Source organism: Deinococcus sp. YIM 134068 (assembly GCF_036543075.1).
GTDB lineage: Bacteria > Deinococcota > Deinococci > Deinococcales > Deinococcaceae > Deinococcus > Deinococcus lichenicola.
In genome coordinates, this window is sequence record NZ_JAZHPF010000002.1 from 398,712 (window position 1) to 415,363 (window position 16,652).

The 16,652-nt window shown below is 70.8% G+C and carries 8 protein-coding genes; all 8 read right to left on the bottom strand.

Annotation, left to right across the window (positions count from 1 at the left end; translation table 11 throughout):
• Window positions 1–200: 200 nt before the first annotated feature.
• The 8 genes from V3W47_RS04230 to V3W47_RS04265 all read right to left on the bottom strand — a co-directional run bounded on the left by V3W47_RS04230 (window position 201) and on the right by V3W47_RS04265 (window position 16,560).
• Window positions 201–1,670, bottom strand: coding sequence for a glutamate synthase subunit beta (locus V3W47_RS04230; RefSeq protein WP_331823929.1), 1,470 nt, complete (start codon window positions 1,668–1,670; stop codon window positions 201–203).
• Window positions 1,671–1,904: 234 nt separating this feature from the next.
• Entirely contained in the window at window positions 1,905–6,659 is a 4,755-nt protein-coding gene (locus V3W47_RS04235; protein ID WP_331823930.1) for a glutamate synthase-related protein, read from the bottom strand.
• Between the two features lie 160 nt (window positions 6,660–6,819).
• A complete protein-coding gene (locus V3W47_RS04240) occupies window positions 6,820–7,761 on the bottom strand; it encodes a phosphotransferase enzyme family protein (protein WP_331823931.1) in 942 nt (313 codons plus the stop codon).
• Between the two features lie 86 nt (window positions 7,762–7,847).
• Window positions 7,848–8,063 carry a hypothetical protein gene (locus V3W47_RS04245; protein WP_331823932.1) on the bottom strand — a complete coding sequence of 72 codons (216 nt, stop codon included), beginning with the start codon at window positions 8,061–8,063 and terminating at the stop codon, window positions 7,848–7,850.
• A 314-nt stretch (window positions 8,064–8,377) separates the two neighbouring features.
• Window positions 8,378–10,006, bottom strand: coding sequence for a DUF7933 domain-containing protein (locus V3W47_RS04250; RefSeq protein WP_331823933.1), 1,629 nt, complete (start codon window positions 10,004–10,006; stop codon window positions 8,378–8,380).
• Window positions 10,003–13,230: a hypothetical protein gene (locus tag V3W47_RS04255; RefSeq protein WP_331823934.1), complete on the bottom strand. Its 3,228-nt coding sequence runs from the start codon at window positions 13,228–13,230 to the stop codon at window positions 10,003–10,005. The genes V3W47_RS04250 and V3W47_RS04255 overlap by 4 nt, the downstream gene beginning before the upstream one ends.
• A complete protein-coding gene (locus tag V3W47_RS04260; RefSeq protein WP_331823935.1) occupies window positions 13,221–15,050 on the bottom strand; it encodes a hypothetical protein in 1,830 nt (609 codons plus the stop codon). Before V3W47_RS04260 ends, V3W47_RS04255 begins: the two co-directional genes overlap by 10 nt.
• Before the next feature lie 70 nt (window positions 15,051–15,120).
• Window positions 15,121–16,560 carry a hypothetical protein gene (locus tag V3W47_RS04265; RefSeq protein ID WP_331823936.1) on the bottom strand — a complete coding sequence of 480 codons (1,440 nt, stop codon included), beginning with the start codon at window positions 16,558–16,560 and terminating at the stop codon, window positions 15,121–15,123.
• Window positions 16,561–16,652: the final 92 nt, after the last annotated feature.

The window sequence follows — 16,652 nt, forward strand, 5'->3', positions numbered from 1 at the left end:
CTCACGTCCCTTCGCCGAACCGGGGCCTGTGCGCCACGTTTCCCGCCGACGATAGGGTCGTCCCGATACCACCGACCGGGTGAAGTCGGAGGGCCGCCCCCGCGTTCGGGCACGGGCCGGGGGCTTTTGCGTGGCGTGCGGGATGAACGGCAGAGGGAGCGCCACCCGGCTCTGGGGTGGCGCGCCTCTCCCTGCCTCCCTCAGCGCGGCAGGTCGCTCGACCCCATCAGGAACTCGTCCACGGCGCGGGCCGCCTGCCGTCCCTCGCGGATGGCCCAGACGACGAGCGACTGGCCCCGGCGCATGTCGCCCGCCGCGAAGACGCCGGGGACGCTCGTGACGTAGCCGCCCGCCTCGTCGGTGGTGGCGTGCGCGTTCCCCCGCTGGTCCTTCTGGATGCCGAACACGTCGAGGACGCTGCCCACCGGGCTGACGAAGCCCATCGCCAGCAGCACGAGGTCGGCGGGCATGATCTCCTCGCTGCCCTCGACCTCCTGCATCCTGCCGCCCTCCCACTCCAGCCGCACCGTCTTGAGGGCCGTGACGCGCCCGTTCTCGCCCAGAAATTCCTTCGTGGCGATGGCGAACTCGCGCTCGCCGCCCTCCTCGTGGCTGGAGGACGTGCGGAGCTTCTGCGGCCAGTACGGCCAGACCAGCGGCTTGTTCTCGTGCTCGGGCGGCATGGGGAGCAGCTCGAACTGGGTGACGTGCGCGGCCCCGTGGCGGTGCGACGTGCCCATGCAGTCCGACCCCGTGTCGCCGCCGCCGATCACGACGACATGCTTGCCCCCGGCGTGAATCTGGCCGTCCAGCCGGTCGCCCGCGTTCACCCGGTTCTGCTGCGGCAGGAACTCCATCGCGAAGTGGACGCCCTGCAACTCCCGCCCCGGCACGGGCAGGTCACGCGGTTGCTCGGCCCCGCCCGCGAGGAGCACGGCGTCGAACTCCTCGCGCAGCCCCTCCGGTGTCACCGTCTCCCGCGCGAGGTTCGTGACCGTGGACCCCTCAGGGAACGCCCCGACGAGGACCCCGGTGCGGAAGGTCACGCCCTCGGCCTCCATCTGCTCGGCGCGGCGGTCGATCAGGCCCTTGTCGAGCTTGAAGTCGGGGATGCCGTACCGTAGCAGGCCGCCCACCCGGTCGTTCTTCTCGAACACGGTCACATCATGCCCGGCGCGGGCCAGTTGTTGCGCCGCCGCGAGGCCCGCTGGACCCGACCCGACGACCGCCACCCGCTTGCCCGTCTTGAAAGGAGGTGGCTGGGGCACGACCCACCCCTGCCCCCACGCATGGTCGATGATGGACCGCTCGATGGACTTGATGCCCACCGGCTCGTCCGACGTGAGGTTGAGCGTGCAGGCCGCCTCGCACGGGGCCGGGCAGATACGGCCCGTGAACTCCGGGAAGTTGTTCGTCGCGTGGAGCGCGTCGATGGCCGCCCGCCAGTCGTTGTCGTAGACGAGATCGTTCCAGTCGGGAATCAGGTTGTTGACCGGGCACCCGTTGTTGCAGAAGGGAACGCCGCAGTCCATGCAGCGCGCGGCCTGCACCCGCGACTGCTCCACGTTCAGCTCGTGGACGAACTCCTTGTAGTTCTTCAGGCGCTCGTCGATAGGCTCGTACGCCTCTTTGACGCGCTGATACTCCAGAAAGCCGGTGACTTTGCCCATCCTCACTCCTCCCACACTGTCTTGATGTTCTGTCTCGGAGCTTGTTTACAAAGGGCGGTGTTGTTGACTTGGGTGCGCTGGGATGGTGTGCCCGGTCCCCCCTCCCAACCTCCCCCACAAGGGGGGAGGGGCAAAAAGACGATGTTGCTCGTCTGGCTGGGGGTGGCGCTTCTCACGAGAACACGCCTCGCAGCCCTTTTGTTCTTCTGGTGACTGGACGCTGGCGATTTCCCACTACTTCGTCAGGACGCCTGCCCCTGCCCCCGGTCCCTGCCGCTCGCCGGGCACTGCCGGGCCGTGGCCCGCGCCCGTATTCAGCTCGCCCAGCGCCCGCTCGTACTCGCGCGGGAAGACCTTCACGAACTTAGGCAGCGCGGCCTCCCAGTTGTCGAGCAACTCGTGGGCGCGCAGGGAACCCGTCCAGGTGTGGTGGTCCTCCAGCAGCTTCCGAAGTTGCGCCTCGTCGGTCTGCCCCCGGTGCCAGAAGCGGCGCTCCACGGTGGCCTCCTGCTCCGTGGCAGGGATCACCCGGTCGAGGTTGACCATCGCCGTGTTGCAGCGCGAGGCGAAGGTGCCGTCCTCGTCGTACACGTAGGCGATGCCGCCCGACATGCCCGCCGCGAAGTTGCGCCCGGTGCGGCCCAGCACGACCACCGTGCCGCCCGTCATGTACTCGCAGCCGTGGTCGCCCGTGCCCTCCACGACCGCCGTCGCCCCCGAGAGCCGCACCGCGAACCGCTCGCCCGCCACGCCCCGGAAGAATGCCTCGCCCGAGGTCGCCCCGTACAGCACCGTGTTCCCCACGATGATGTTCTTCGTCGCGTCGCCCCGGAAATCGATGGAGGGGCGCACCGCCACCCGACCGCCCGACAGTCCCTTGCCCGTGTAGTCGTTTGCGTCCCCTATCAGGTAGAGCGTCACGCCGGGAGCCAGGAACGCCCCGAAGCTCTGCCCGCCGTGCCCCTCCATCTGCATGAAGATCGTGTCGTCGGGCAGCCCGTCCGGGTGGTGGCGGATGACCTCGCCGGAGAGCATCGCGCCGACCGTACGATTGACGTTGCGCGCCTCCTCCAGCAATTGCACCTTCTCGCCACGTTCGAGCGCGGGGCGGCACCGCTCGATCAGCCGCACGTCGAGCGCCCGCTCCAGCCCGTGATCCTGCGTGTCCACGTGGCGGCGGGCGACCTCCTCGGCGGTGGCGGGCACGTGGAACAGGCGGGAGAAGTCCAGCCCCTGCGCCTTCCAGTGCTCCACGCCCGCGCGGGTGTCGAGCAGGTCGGCCCGCCCGATCAGGTCGTCAAACTTGCGGATGCCCAAGCTGGCCATCAGCTCGCGCACCTCCTCCGCCACGAAGAAGAAGTAGTTGATGACGTGTTCGGGCTTGCCCGTGAACTTCTGCCGCAGTACCGGGTCCTGCGTCGCCACGCCCACCGGACAGGTGTTGAGGTGGCACTTCCGCATCATGATGCAGCCCTCGGCCACGAGCGGCGCGGTGGCAAAGCCGAACTCGTCCGCGCCGAGGAGCGCCCCGATCACCACGTCGCGCCCCGTCTTCATCTGCCCGTCGGCCTGCACACGGATGCGGCCCCGCAACCTGTTCAGCACCAGTGTCTGCTGCGTCTCCGCAAGGCCCAGTTCCCACGGCGACCCCGCGTGCTTGATGGAGGACCACGGGGATGCGCCCGTCCCGCCGTCGTGTCCGGCGATGACCACGTGGTCGGCCTTCGCCTTCGCCACGCCCGCCGCGACGGTGCCCACACCGACCTCGGAGACGAGCTTCACCGAGATGTCGGCGCGCGGGTTCGCGTTCTTGAGGTCGTGGATGAGCTGCGCGAGGTCCTCGATGGAGTAGATGTCGTGGTGTGGGGGAGGGGAGATCAGGCCCACGCCGGGGACGGAGTGCCGCAGCATCCCGATGTACTCGCTCACCTTGCCGCCGGGGAGCTGCCCGCCCTCGCCCGGCTTGGCCCCCTGCGCCATCTTGATCTGGATTTGATCGGCGGACACCAGATACTCCGTCGTCACCCCGAAGCGGCCCGACGCGACCTGCTTGATCTTCGACCGCAGCGAGTCGCCGTCCTGAAGCTCGTAGTCGGCTGAGCCTTCGATGCGGCCCTCACCGAGAATGTCGGCCAACCGCAGACCCGCCGAAATGGTCTCGCCGCGCATCTCGCCCCGGTAGCGTGCCGGGTCCTCGCCGCCCTCACCCGTGTTGGACTTGCCGCCGATGCGGTTCATGGCGACGGCGAGGGTCGTGTGCGCCTCGGTGGAGATCGAGCCGAGGCTCATCGCGCCCGTGGCGAAGCGTTTGACGATCTCGGTGGCGGGTTCCACCTCTTCGAGCGGAATCGCCCCCTCCGGGTCCGTCTTCAGGGCGAACAGGCCGCGCAGGGTCATGTGCCGCCGCGACTGGTCGTTGATGATGCCTGCGTATTCCCGGTACGTCTCGAACTTCCCCGAGCGCGTCGCGTGCTGAAGCTTGGCGATGGCGTCGGGCGTCCACATATGCTCCTCGCCCCTCGCGCGCCACGCGTACTCGCCGCCCACGTCGAGGCGATTTGCCAGCAACGGGTCCTCGCTGAAGGCCGCCCGGTGGACGCGCAACGCCTCCTCCGCCACCTCGAAGACGCCGATGCCGCCGACCTGCGTGGAGGTGCCCCGGAAGTACTTCGTCACGAGGTCCTCACTCAATCCCACCGCCTCGAAGATTTGCGCCCCGCAGTACGACATGTACGTGCTGATGCCCATCTTCGACATGATCTTCGAGAGGCCCTTGCCCACGCCCTTGACGTAGTTGGCGACCGCCTTCTGGGGCGTCACGTCGCCCGGCAGGTCGCGGTGCAGCGCAGATAAGGTCTCCAGCGCGAGGTAGGGGTGGATGGCCTCCGCCCCGTACCCGGCGAGGACCGCGAAGTGGTGGACCTCCCGCGCCGAACCCGTCTCCACGACGAGGCCCGTCGTCGTCCGCAGCCCCTCCCGGACGAGGTGCTGGTGGACCGCCGAGAGCGCGAGCGCGGCGGGAATCGCCACGTGGTCGCGGTCCATCCTCCGGTCGGTCAGGATCAGGATGTTGTGCCCGCTCCCCAGCGCGTCCACCGCCTCGGCGCGCAGGGAGGCGATCTTGGCCTCCACGCCCTCGTTGCCCCACAGGGCCGGGTAACAGATGTCGAGTTCGTAGGGCTTGAATTTGCCGCCCGTCTGCCGGTCGATCCCGCGCAGCCGCGCCATGTCCTCGAAGTCGAGGACGGGCTGGGCGATTTCCAGCCGCATCGGCGGATTGACCGCGTTGATGTCGAGCAGGTTGGGCCTCGGCCCGATGAACGACACCAGCGACATGACGATGGATTCCCGGATGGGGTCGATGGGCGGGTTCGTCACCTGCGCGAACAGTTGCCGGAAGTAGTTGTACAGCGGCTTGTTGCGATTCGAGAGGACGGCGAGGGGCGAGTCGTTGCCCATCGAGCCGATGCCCTCCTCGCCCGCCGCCGCGAGCGGGTTGAGCAGGAATTTCAGGTCCTCCTGCGTGTACCCGAACCCCTGCTGGCGGTCGAGCAGCGACTCGCGCGGGGCCGGGGGTTCCACGCCCGCCGTCACGTCGCCGAGCCGCACGCGCACGTTCTCGATCCACTGGCGGTAGGGCTTGGCGGAGGCGTAACGCGCCTTGAGTTCCTCGTCCTCCAGAATGCGCCCCTCGTCGAGGTCGAGCAGGAACATCCGCCCCGGCTGGAGCCGCCACTTCTTCACGATGCGGTTCTCCGGGATCGGCAGCACGCCCGCCTCGGAGGCGAGGATCACGAGGTCGTCTTTGGTGACGATGTAGCGCGCCGGGCGCAGGCCATTGCGGTCGAGCGTCGCGCCGATCTGCCGCCCGTCGGTGAAGACCATCGCGGCGGGGCCGTCCCAGGGTTCCATCATCGCCGCGTGGTACTCGTAAAAGGCGCGGCGGCGCTCGTCCATCGCCGGGTGCTGCTCCCACGCCTCGGGAATCAGCATCATCATCGCGTGCGCGAGCGGGTAGCCCGCCATCGTCAGCAGTTCGAGCGCGTTGTCGAAGGTGGCCGTATCCGACTGCCCCCGCAGGCTGATGGGGTAGAGCTTCTGGAGGTCGCCGTCGAGCACCGGGGACTTCATCACGCCCTCGCGCGCCCGCATCCAGTTGAAATTGCCCTTCACCGTGTTGATCTCGCCGTTGTGCGCCACCATGCGGTAGGGGTGCGCGAGGTACCACTCCGGGAACGTGTTCGTCGAGAAGCGCTGGTGGACGAGCGCCATCGCCGACACCACCGAGGGGTCCTGAAGGTCGAGGTAATACTGCCCGACCTGCCCGGCGAGCAGCAGGCCCTTGTAGATCACCGTGCGGCACGACATGGAGGGCACGTAGTACTCGCGCCCGTGCGTGAGCTTGAGCCGCAGGATGGCCAGGGACGCCCGCTTGCGGATGACGTACAGCTTGCGCTCCAGCGCGTCGGGCACCAGGATGTCCGGCCCGTGCCCGATGAAGACCTGCCGGATGATCGGCTCACGCGACCGCACCGCCGGGGACATCGGCATCTCGCGGTCCACGGGCACGTCGCGCCAGCCCAGGAGGACCTGCCCCTCGGCGCGGATCGCCCGCTCCAGCTCCTGCTCGCACGCGAGGCGCGAGGCGTGTTCCTTCGGCAGGAAGACCATCCCGACCCCGTACTCGCCGGGCCGGGGCAGCGTCACGCCCTGCTTGCCCATCTCCGCCCGGTAGAACTCGTCGGGAATCTGAATCAGGATGCCCGCCCCGTCGCCCATCAGCTCGTCGGCCCCGACGGCTCCCCGGTGGTCGAGGTTCTCCAGAATCCTGAGGCCCTGGGTCACGATGTGGTGGGCCTTGTGCCCCCGCATGTGCGCGATGAAGCCGACCCCGCAGGCGTCGTGCTCGCCGTCCGCGCGGTACAGACCGTGCTGTTCGAGGGCCTTGATTTCCTGGGGGGAGGGTGGGTGCAGTTCGTTGTGGTCCATCGGGGGCACTCCTCTCGGCCTTCGCTCGGCCTGCGTCCTTGAACTCAAGAATACGAAGACCGCATAAATACGCACTCCAGTTGTCCATCTGTGGTGTACACGACGAAGCGGCCCCGCTGAATAGGGTCGGCGGGGCGAATGTCCTCCTGGAAGGAGGGCGCTACGAAGACGTGGCGTCCGCCGTCAGCCGCGATACGGCCCCCACGATGGAGGGGAATGCCCGAACCGCGAACTCGACCTCGTGTGGACGCCGCGCCAGAAAGGCGAGGTTTTCGAGGGCCGCGAGGCAGATCAGGGCGCGGAGGTGCAGGTCCACGCCGCCGGGGAGGGGACGCCGCCGCCGATACCCTTCCAGACAGGCGGCGCGCTCCGGCGGGTCGAGGTCGAGGACGCCTTCCGCCACATCGAGGAGAAACGGCCCCCAGCCCAGACGCCCGAAGTCGATGAGTCGCACCTCGCCCCCGTGCCACAGCAGGTTGCCCGGATGGGCGTCCGCGTGGACGAGGCCCAATCCGCCGGGCACGTCCTCCACCGGGTCGAGCAGCGCCGCGAGGGTCGGCCACCCCGCCTCGATCACGCCCGCCTGCTCGTCCGTCATCCGCCCAGGGCCGAGCGTGGCGCGTAGATCGGCCCACCCTCGCCGGAAGTGCGCGAGGTCATAGGTCGGACGCTCGAAGCCCGGCGGGGGGGTGAAGACCTCCGCCCGCAGGTGCAGCTCGGCGAGGAGTTCGCCCACCTGCGCCGCCTGCCCGGCGTTCAGGGGTCCCCCCGGCGGCTCGCCGTCCACCCAGGTGAGCAGCGTCGCCAGCGTCTCCCCCTCACCCAGCGGCACGACCCACGCGCCCCCCGGCGTGGGCACGGGCCTCGGCAGGGTGGGGCCGTCCGCGCGGGCGAGGTGGTCGAGCCACCGCAACTCCGAGTGCAAGGCCTGCTCGCCGTGCCGGTCGGCGTCGTGCAGCCGCAGGACGAGGCGCTCCCTCCCGGCGGCCTCCACCCGGAAGACGGTGCTGTCGCTCTCGCCGAGGGGCGTGAGCAGCGCGTCGGCGTGCCCGTATTCCGTCAGGGCACGCCGCGCGAGGGGGGAGGGGAGGTCGGGGGTCATGCCCGAAGGCTACGGCCCGGCCTGACCCCGTGAGATGGGCCAGATGGCGGAGTGAAGACGGCTCCCCCTCTCACGTCGCCTCCGCCTCACGTCGTCTCGGACCGTTCTGTGGCCGGGACGGCGGCGGCCCGCTCGAACAGACCGCACACGCCGCTGCGGTCGCCGTGGCTGTATTCGAGCAGGGCCACGGGCGTCAGGGTGCCGGGCTTGAGGCCCTCGGCCCGCAGGTCAGCGGCGGTAGCGAGACCCTCGGGAATCACGTTGGAATATTTGGGCATCTTGCTGGAGGAAGGCTTGGGCATGGCTGCTTTCTGGGTCCGCCCCGGCGGTTGGGAGAGGAAAGAGGGTGATGGCGACCGGACTTCGCGGCGTGAAGGATAGCGGCCCACGCGCGTCCGGTCGAGGCCGGACATCCTGCCAGAGCGGGCAGGACGGCAGGGTGAACGTTCACTCTAGGCCGTGGGCCGGAAGGTTGCCAGTGACCAGTCACCAGTCGCCGGAACTCCATCGGCAGGCCCTGCCCTCCCATCCCTCATCACCCATCACTCCCCTTCCCCCAATAAGCTGCCGGGGCCAGCCCATCCACTGACCCCGGCGGCGCGGACCCGGTGGGCCGCTACGGCACCTGTGCCCGGAAGCAGGCCTCCACGGTGGTCCCGGCGGTGAAGGGGAGGAGGTTGACGCTCAGGAGGCGGGTGCCGGAGGTGTAGGTCGCCGCGTCGCTGTCGCTGGCGAGGGTGGCGTAGGTGTACGTCGTGCCGCCGTCGCGGGTGAGGCGCACGCCCTGGCCCGTTCCGTAACCGTTCGTCACGATGGCGAGGGGCGTGGGGAGGGTGTCGCGGAGGGTGGCGACCGTGGCGGGGGCGTAGCCGACTCCCTGGTGGGTGGCGGTCAGGCAGTATTCGACCGTCTCGCCCGGTCTGGCGTTCACGGCGGTGGTGTTCAGCGTGCCGCCCTGGGTGACGTTGCGCTGGCGCTTGACGAGTGTGCCGGTGGTGGCGGCGTTGACCGTGAGGGTAGCCGTAGCGTTCGCCGGGGGTGTGCCCGCCGTGGTGACGATACCGCTCGCGGTGATGACGTTCGGCTTCAGACCGTTGGTGGTGCCCGTCACGCTGACCGTGGCGGTGCAGCCTCCGGGTGGGATACGCAGGGCTTTGGGCAGGGTGATGGTGCTCGAACCCGCCGCCGCCGTGACGGTCGCCGCCGTGCCGTCCGCCAGCACGCAGGTGGTGCTGGCGTTCGGGGTGGTCGCCACCGTGACCCCGGTCGGGAGGTTGTCCGTGATGACCGTCTCCGTGTAGTAGCTGCTGGGGTTGGGGTTACCGACCGTGATCGTCAGGGTCGTCGTGCCCCCCACCCGGATGGGCGAGGTGCCGAAGGCCTTGCTGATGGTCGGTTTATCGGGCAGAACTGAGCAGTCGGAGATGTCGCCGTAGCTGTAGGTGGTCGTCGAACGCTGGGTCACGAGGCCCGCTGAGTCCATCGTTCCCACCGCGCTCGCCAACGTCACGTAGGTCTGACCGTCCACCGGGTTGATCGTGAGGCCGTTGATCGCGCTGCGTACGAAGAGTGTTCCGGCAGTGCCGTTGCTCATGCGCACCGCACTCTGTCCCGTGACGTTGTTGCCGCTGGCAGTCGTGGGCGGCGCGCCCAGATCGACGTAGAACACCGTCGTGGTCGTGGTGCCGCCCGTGGTGTACGTGCCGTTGAGAATGGCGTTGAGTCGGCCCGTGGTGTTGTTGTACACCAGGTCCCCGGAGGTGGTGGCGTCCTTCGTCAAGGCCCGTCCCCCCGTGTCGCTGGCCGGGAGGTTGATCGTGTAGGTGGCCTCCACCGCGCCCGTCGTCTTGTTCACCCGCGAGAGCGTGTAGTCCTGCTGCATCAGCCACAGGGTGCCGCTGTTGTCGAAGGTCGCGCCGACGTTGGCCGTTGCAGAGAGAGTGCCGCTGCCCGTGGCGGCGGTAGTAGCCCGCGTATCCGGGTCGAAGTTGTACAGCGTCCGGTTGGTGCGGTTCGCGTAGTACAGGTTGCCCGTCAGCGGATCGAGCGCCGCCCCGTTCAGCACGTCCGTCCCGGTGTTGGTGATCACGTCGGTCAGCGAGTAGTCCGAGGCGTTGATGTAGTGGATGCGGCTGGTGGTGCCCGTGTTGGTCACGGCGTAGAGCGCGGTGCAGCCGCTCACCGCCAGCCCTCCCCCCGACGCGCACGCGGCCAGCGCCAGCAGCCTTGAAAATATCCGCTTCATCGGCGGCCTCCGGTGAGTTCGTCGAGCATGAATTCCAGTCGCAGGTACGCGCCGGACCTCGTGGGTTCGGCGGTGATCGGGGTAAAGCCGCCGAAGTTGTACCCGGCGGTCAGCGCGGCCTCGGGCAGCAGGCGGTAGGTGCCCTCCACCCCCAGGGCGTGCGCGCTCCGGCCCAGCCCCGGCTGGAACAGGCCCCGGTAGGCGGCTCCGACGGCGAACTGGTCATTGATCCAGTAGCGTGTGGCGAGGACCGCCTGGGCAGCGAATCCGTCCGCGTCGCCGGGCACCGCGCGCAGGGCGAGGGCCACCCGGTCCTGTGCCCGCACCCGGTCGCGGGTGGCCGCCGCCTCGGCGTTCAGCTCGGTGCCCGCGCCCGTGGTGGTCAGGGTCCCGGCGCGCAGTCGGGCGTAGGCCACGGCCTGCACCTCCTCGCCCCGGTAGGTGACGCCCGCGCCGTAGCGGTGGCCGCTCCCGTCCGCCCCGAAGACGCTCAGGCCGTCCGCCGTCACGCCCACGGGCCTTTCCCCCGCCCGGACGGTGTGGCTCACCGAGAAGCGCAGGGCACCCCCCAGCTCGGCCTCCCCCTCCGACGTGTCGCGGCTGAGGTCGGCCCCCAGCGTGGCGACGGTGGTCGTCGTGTTCGCCCGCAGGTCCACGCTGGCCTGTTGCCCGGTCGGTCCGGCCCCGACCTGCGCGCCGAGGTTGAGGCCGGGCCGCAGGGTCCACGTCGCCCCCACGCTCCCGCGCGCCTCGCCGTCCTCAGCGGCGACGGTGGGCAGGGCGTATTCGAGACTGGCGGTGTACGGCCCGCTGCGCCCGGTGAGGACGGCGGCGGTGCTCGCGGTGAACTCCCCGTCCGTGCGCCGCGCCGTGAAGCGCATCCCGGCGGCGAGTTCGGTGCCCGCGCGGGCCACCGGGGCGGGAAGCGGCAGGCGGCGCGTCACCGCCGCGCTGTACTGACCGTTGCCGGTGTCGAGGGCCTGCTGGGCGGCGAGCTGCGCCGTCCACGGCCCGCTGCTCAGCCGGGCACCCGCGCTGATGCCGGTCCCGGCGAGCGTGCCCGACCCCGTGAAGACGCCGAGGGCGTAGGCCTGCGCGTCGTTCGGGGTGTAGGTGGCGTCGAGTCCGGCGCGCCAGCCGCTCCCGCCCTCGTCCCGCAGGTAGCGCCCGGTGGCCGCGACGCCGAAGGTCTTCGTGATGGGGCGTGCGGCGACCACCAGGGCGCTCTGGCCGGGGGTGCCGGTGGCATCCACCCCGGCGTACTCCTCGTCCTCGTGCTGCGCGGAGGCGCTCCAGCGGGTGCCGAAGCTCACGCCGCCCGCCTCCAGCCGGGCGCGGGTGCCGCCCGCCGTGGCCGCGAGGAGGAGGTCGGCCCCCAGGACGTTCGGGCCGGTGGTGTCGCTCACCAGAACGCGGGTGCCCACCGTCACGTCCTCGCGTCCCCCGTGAAGGCCCACGCTCGCCTCCACGCGGGCCTCGCCCACGCGCGACTCCCGCGTCACGGCGACGCCGACGGCGGGATCGATCTGTCCGTCCACGCCGGGACCACGCGCAATCAGCAAGACGGTCGTGTTCACGTCCGGCTGCGCGACCACGGCGCGCGGAAAGGTCACGACGCCCGCCTCGTCGGTCACGAAGTCGGCCCCGCGCACGAGTTCGGTCTCGGTCGTCACGCCGTCCACGGTCGTCCGCAGGAAGAGGCGGGCACGCTGCGGGTCGAGGTCCGCCGGGAGGCGGGAGACACGGGTGCCGTTGAGTTCCAGCGTCACCTCGCGGATGCTCCCGGCGTAGGGGGCCACATAGGCGGTCACGCGCAGATCGCCATTCGTGCGGACGTTCAGGGCGTCGCCGCCGTCCGCCCTGGCGAACACGGGGTCCTGCGCCGCGTTGCGGGCATAGGTCGCCGTGAAGCCGGGATGGTCGTACCGGGCCGCGACGAGGCCGTCGGCCTCCAGCACGCGCTTCTCCTCGCTCTGGTCGCCCAGCGAGGGGTAACGGGTGGCGGCGGGAGTGTCGGTGTGCGCGCCCGCGCTGTCCACGTTGACGGTGAGCTGGCCCGCGCCGAGGGGTGCTTCCAGCGTGCCGCGTGCCTCCATACTCGCCCCGCCGCCTTGTTGCCACGTCGCCGCGCCCGCCGCGATCACGGTGCGGCGCTGGTCGGCCTCCACCGTGATCGGCAGTTCGACCCGGTGCCCGTTGACATCGAGCGTCAGGCGGGTGTCGAGCGGGCTGCTCAGCGGCGAGAAGCTCACGCTGGCCTGCCCGTCCACCACCCGGAGCTGGTGGCCCGCCTGCGCGGGGTCGGCGTCGGGGGTGGCGAGGGTGAGACGCCCGGCGTCCTCCACCGTGACGAAGGGCAGCACCGTGCGCTCCCCGGCGGCGTCGCGGACCTCGACCGTGGCCGTGATCGGCGTGAAGCCGTCGGCGCGGGCCACCACGTCCCGCAACACGGCGGTGAAGGCCACGTCCGCCATCCGCACCTGCACGGCGTCGCGCACGCCCCCCGACTCGGCGGTGATGACGTTGGGGCCGGGGCGCAGCGGCACGCCCACGAACTCGCGGATCGTCTCGCCACGTGCGGAGTCGTCCGTGCGCCTGCCCACGCGCGTGTCCGGCACGACCTCACCGTTCACCCGCAGGGTCACGTCCGCCTCCAGCCCGGTGCGGACGGTGACGCCCACGCTGCCGCGCCCGCGCACGCCCGCGCCCTGGACTGGGCTGAGGATCAGGCCGTCCCGCACCGCCGCCGGGGCCTCCTGGGTGGGGAGCTTGCGGTAGGGCGCATTCCCCTCCAGCGTCTCGGTCAGGCCGGTGTCGTACAGCACCGCCACGCCGGGCGTCAGTCCTCCCTGGGTCTGCGACGCGGGCACGTTCCCGCCCACCTCGAAGGAGAGGGTGACGGGCTGGCCGGGCAGCCCTGCGCCGGGCACGTTCCACTGCGCCAGTCCCTCCGGGCTGATAACCGGGTCGGGCGCGGCCTCGCCGTTCACGCGCGTGCTGCCGGGCACGACGGCCCCGCCGAGCGGCAGGGTCACGAGCGCCGAGGTGACACGTGGGGGGAGCGCGAGGGAGAGGGTCAGGCGTTGCGTCCGCGAGGTCTCGGCAGCGGGCGTTGCCACCGGGGCAACCTCGGCGGGCGTGGCCGTGGGTGCCGCGTCCTGCGCGCCCGCCCACCCGAGGGCGAGGAGCAGCGTGAGATGCAGGGGCGCGCGGGTCAGGGGCACGGGACTTCCTCCACGGGGGGCAGGGCGAGCGGACGGCGGGTGGCCGCCGGGTGGGGGCTGGGGAGGGGAGTGGGAACGAGGGCACCGGCGGGCAGGCGGACGAGACGCCCGGCGAGGGTGACGCAGGTCTCCCCCTCCGCGCGGCTCACCACGTCCCACCCGGCGTCGGCGGCGCGGGGCGTGAAGGTGTGGGTGCTTGCGGGGAGGCGAACCTCGCTCGACGCGCTGAGGCCCAGCCGGTTGGGTTGCAGCGGGAAGTCGAGCACCGTGAGGGCCACGACCTGCGGGGTGGCGCTGCCGGGCGCGGCGAACTGCGGGGCCGCCCTGGGAGGCGCGGGCACGTACGGCACGCTGCGCGGGTCGAGCCGCACGCCGTTCAGGCCGCCCACCACGTTCTTGAAGGAGTACAGCCCGGCGGCGTCCGTCAGCGCCTCGCGGCCCCCGGCGAGCAGCACGCGGGCGCGGGGTACGGGGCGGTCGGTGCCGCCCGTGTAGTCGGCGTCGCCGTCCACGTCCACGAAGACGCGGCCCACGAGGTCGTTGCCGCTGCCCGCCAGCGTCCGGCGCAGGGCGACCCGTGCGCTGGCGACGTTGCTCTTCACGTCGGCGACCACCGTGCCCTGCCGCCCGCGCGCCCGCGCCTCCACGGTGTTGTTCACGGGCGTGCCGTCGCTGACGAGGGGCAGCCGCGCGTCGTAGGTGATCGTGGCCGTGGCGCGCGGTGCGAGCGTCCCGACGGGCACCGTGAGCACGCCGCCCGCGAGGGTGGCCGTCACGGGCGTGCCGTTCACGCGCACGGTTCCGGTCAACACCTCCAGCCGGGAGTCGGGCGTGTCCTGCACGACGGTCCCTTGCAGGGTGGTCTCGGCGGGGTTGACGACGGTGACGGTGTAGGTCACGACGCCGCCGGGGTCCACCACCGCCGCGCTCACCGCCTTGCTCACGAGGAGGCGCGAGGAGAACACCCGCACGAGCGCGGGGGGCGTGGAGGTATCGCTCCCGCCCTCGCCCGTGGCGGTGGCGACGTTGGCGACCTCGGTATCGTCCCCGACCCCGGCCCGCACCCGTGCCACGAGGGTGTAGACGCGGCGCTCGCCGGGCGCGAGGGTTGTCTCCCACGCCACGCGGGTCGAGCCGCCGTCCAGCGCGGTCGCGCCCACCCCGGTCGCGCCCTCCACCGCGACGAACTCCAGCGCGGGGCTGAGGACATCCTCGATCCGCACGTCCGGCATCGTCACGCGCTCGGGGTTGACCACCGTGACCGTGTAGCGCACCAGCCCGCCCACCTCGGCGGTCGTGTCCCCCTCCACCACCTTGCTGATCTCGGGGGCACCGATGCTCGCCGTCACGGTCAGGGCGGCGCTGAGGTCGCCCTCGCAGCCCGTGACGAGCGTGGTGCCCCAGACGCCGGGGCGCAGGGGCGTGGCGCTGACCAGCAGCGTGACCGACCCGTCGGGCGCGAGGGTGACGGACGAGGTGGGGGCCTCGTCGGGCAGGCCGTTGCCGTTCGTGTCGGCCACCACCGTGAAGGTGGGTGCCCCGTTCCCCGGCTGGGTCAGCCCCACCGGGAAGGTGGCGGTGGCATTGCCGGTGTTCGTGAGGACGTAGGGGGCGGTGACGCCCTCGCCCACGCGCACGGCGCGCCCAGTCCGCTCGGGGGTCAGGCTCGCCGCGCAGACGGGGAGGACGGTGACGCTGACCCGGCTCTCAATGCGGCCCGACTCGTCCTCGTAGACGCCGATATTCTCGATGACGCTCCCCGCCGGGGTGCCGGCAGAGAGGAGCAGGGGCGTGAGAAGCAGGGGGGTCAGACGTTTCATGGCTCTCCGTCGTGGAACGGGGCAGGGGGCGGATGACCGCGACCCTGCCCGCATGGGGGGAAAGAGACGCTTAGTTGCTGTTGCCGCTGTTGCGGACCTGCACCGTGATGACCAGGCGCAGGGTCTGGCCGGGCGCGAGGCTGTCGCCCGCATCCACGACGTTGTTGTTGTTGCTGTCCAGGCCGACGTACACGAAGGGGCCGGAGGTGGCGGTCGTGCTCGTCGCCAGCGCGGTGGGGTTCGCGGCGAACCAGTTGGTGCGGTCGTTGCTGTACGCGATCCCAGCGCCCGTCTGGGTGCTGCTGCCCGTGACGCTCTCGAAGACCGTGTTGGCGGGCACGTAGTCGCGCAGGGTCGGGAAGCGCAGCGCCGAGCCGCCCGTGTTCGTGACGGTCACGGTGTAGCGGACGAAATCGCCGGGCTTGGCGGTCGTGGTGTTCAGGGTGGGGTTGGCGCAGTTCTGGTCCGCGCCGCAGTTGTCGGCGGTCTTGCTGACGCTGGCGATGCCCCGGTTCACGGTCACGGTGTCGGTGTCGCTGACGGCCTGGGCGGACTCCACACGGTTGTCGAAGCCCGTGGCGTCGACGGCGTTGGAGTACACGCTCAGGACGTTGGTGAACGTCTCGCCGTTGTCGGCGCTCGCCGCACCCGTGTAGCTCACGACGATGGTGTACGTCTCCCCGGCGGGAAGGTCGCCCGCGTTCCGCAGCGCCGTCTCGAGGTTGGCATTGCTGACCTGAGCACCCGTGGAGCTGTTCGTGACGGTGTAGGAGATGCCGCCGCTCGCCACGCCCGCGTCGGTCAGGGTGGCGGTCGCCTCCAGGGTGCTGGCGACGATGGTCGCGTTGCCCGTGTTCGTCAGGGTGTGGCTCGCCGTGACGGTGCCCGTCGGGGTGGTGGTGACGCTGTTGTCGCTGTCGAGCGTGAAGTTCACGATGCTCGTCGCGGTGATCAGGCCGACGTTATCGTCGTCCTTCTGGGTGGTGTCGCCCTGGCTCGTCGCCGTGAGGTTGACGTAGGTCTCCTGGTTGCCGGGGGCGTTGGCGGGTTCGGTGTAGCGCACGAGGACCTTCCGGGTCTCGTCGGCGGCCATGTTCGGCAGGCTGGTCACGATGGGTTCGGTCCCGTCAAAGCTGCCGTTGCCTTCGTCCAGGTAGATCGTGGCGGTGAGCGGCTGGCCCGTCTGCCCGTCGGTCACGGTCAGGGTCAGGTCCAGCGTGTCGGTGGCGTTGCCGTTGTTCGTCACGTCGTACACCAGCGTGGCGGTCTGGCCGGGGAGCGCGGTCTGGACCTGGCCGGGGTTTTGCACCGTGCCGTTCTGGGGGATGGTGGGGTGGTACACGGCGCTGACGGTGATGACGACCGGGGTGGTCGGCGTGTTCGTGGGAGTGCCCGTCTCGTCGGTGTACTCGAACAGACCGGTGTTGGAGATCGTGGTGCCCGCCGGGGCACCGACGGCGAGGGCACTGGAGGCGGCGGCGAGCAGGGCGGTGATGAGCAGCTTCTTCATGGAGTCTCCCAGGGGGGCGGTGAGGGGGCGGGGGGTGATTAAGCCGGACTTAAGGTAGTGGGGGCGGACTTACAGGCGACTTACAGGCCGCC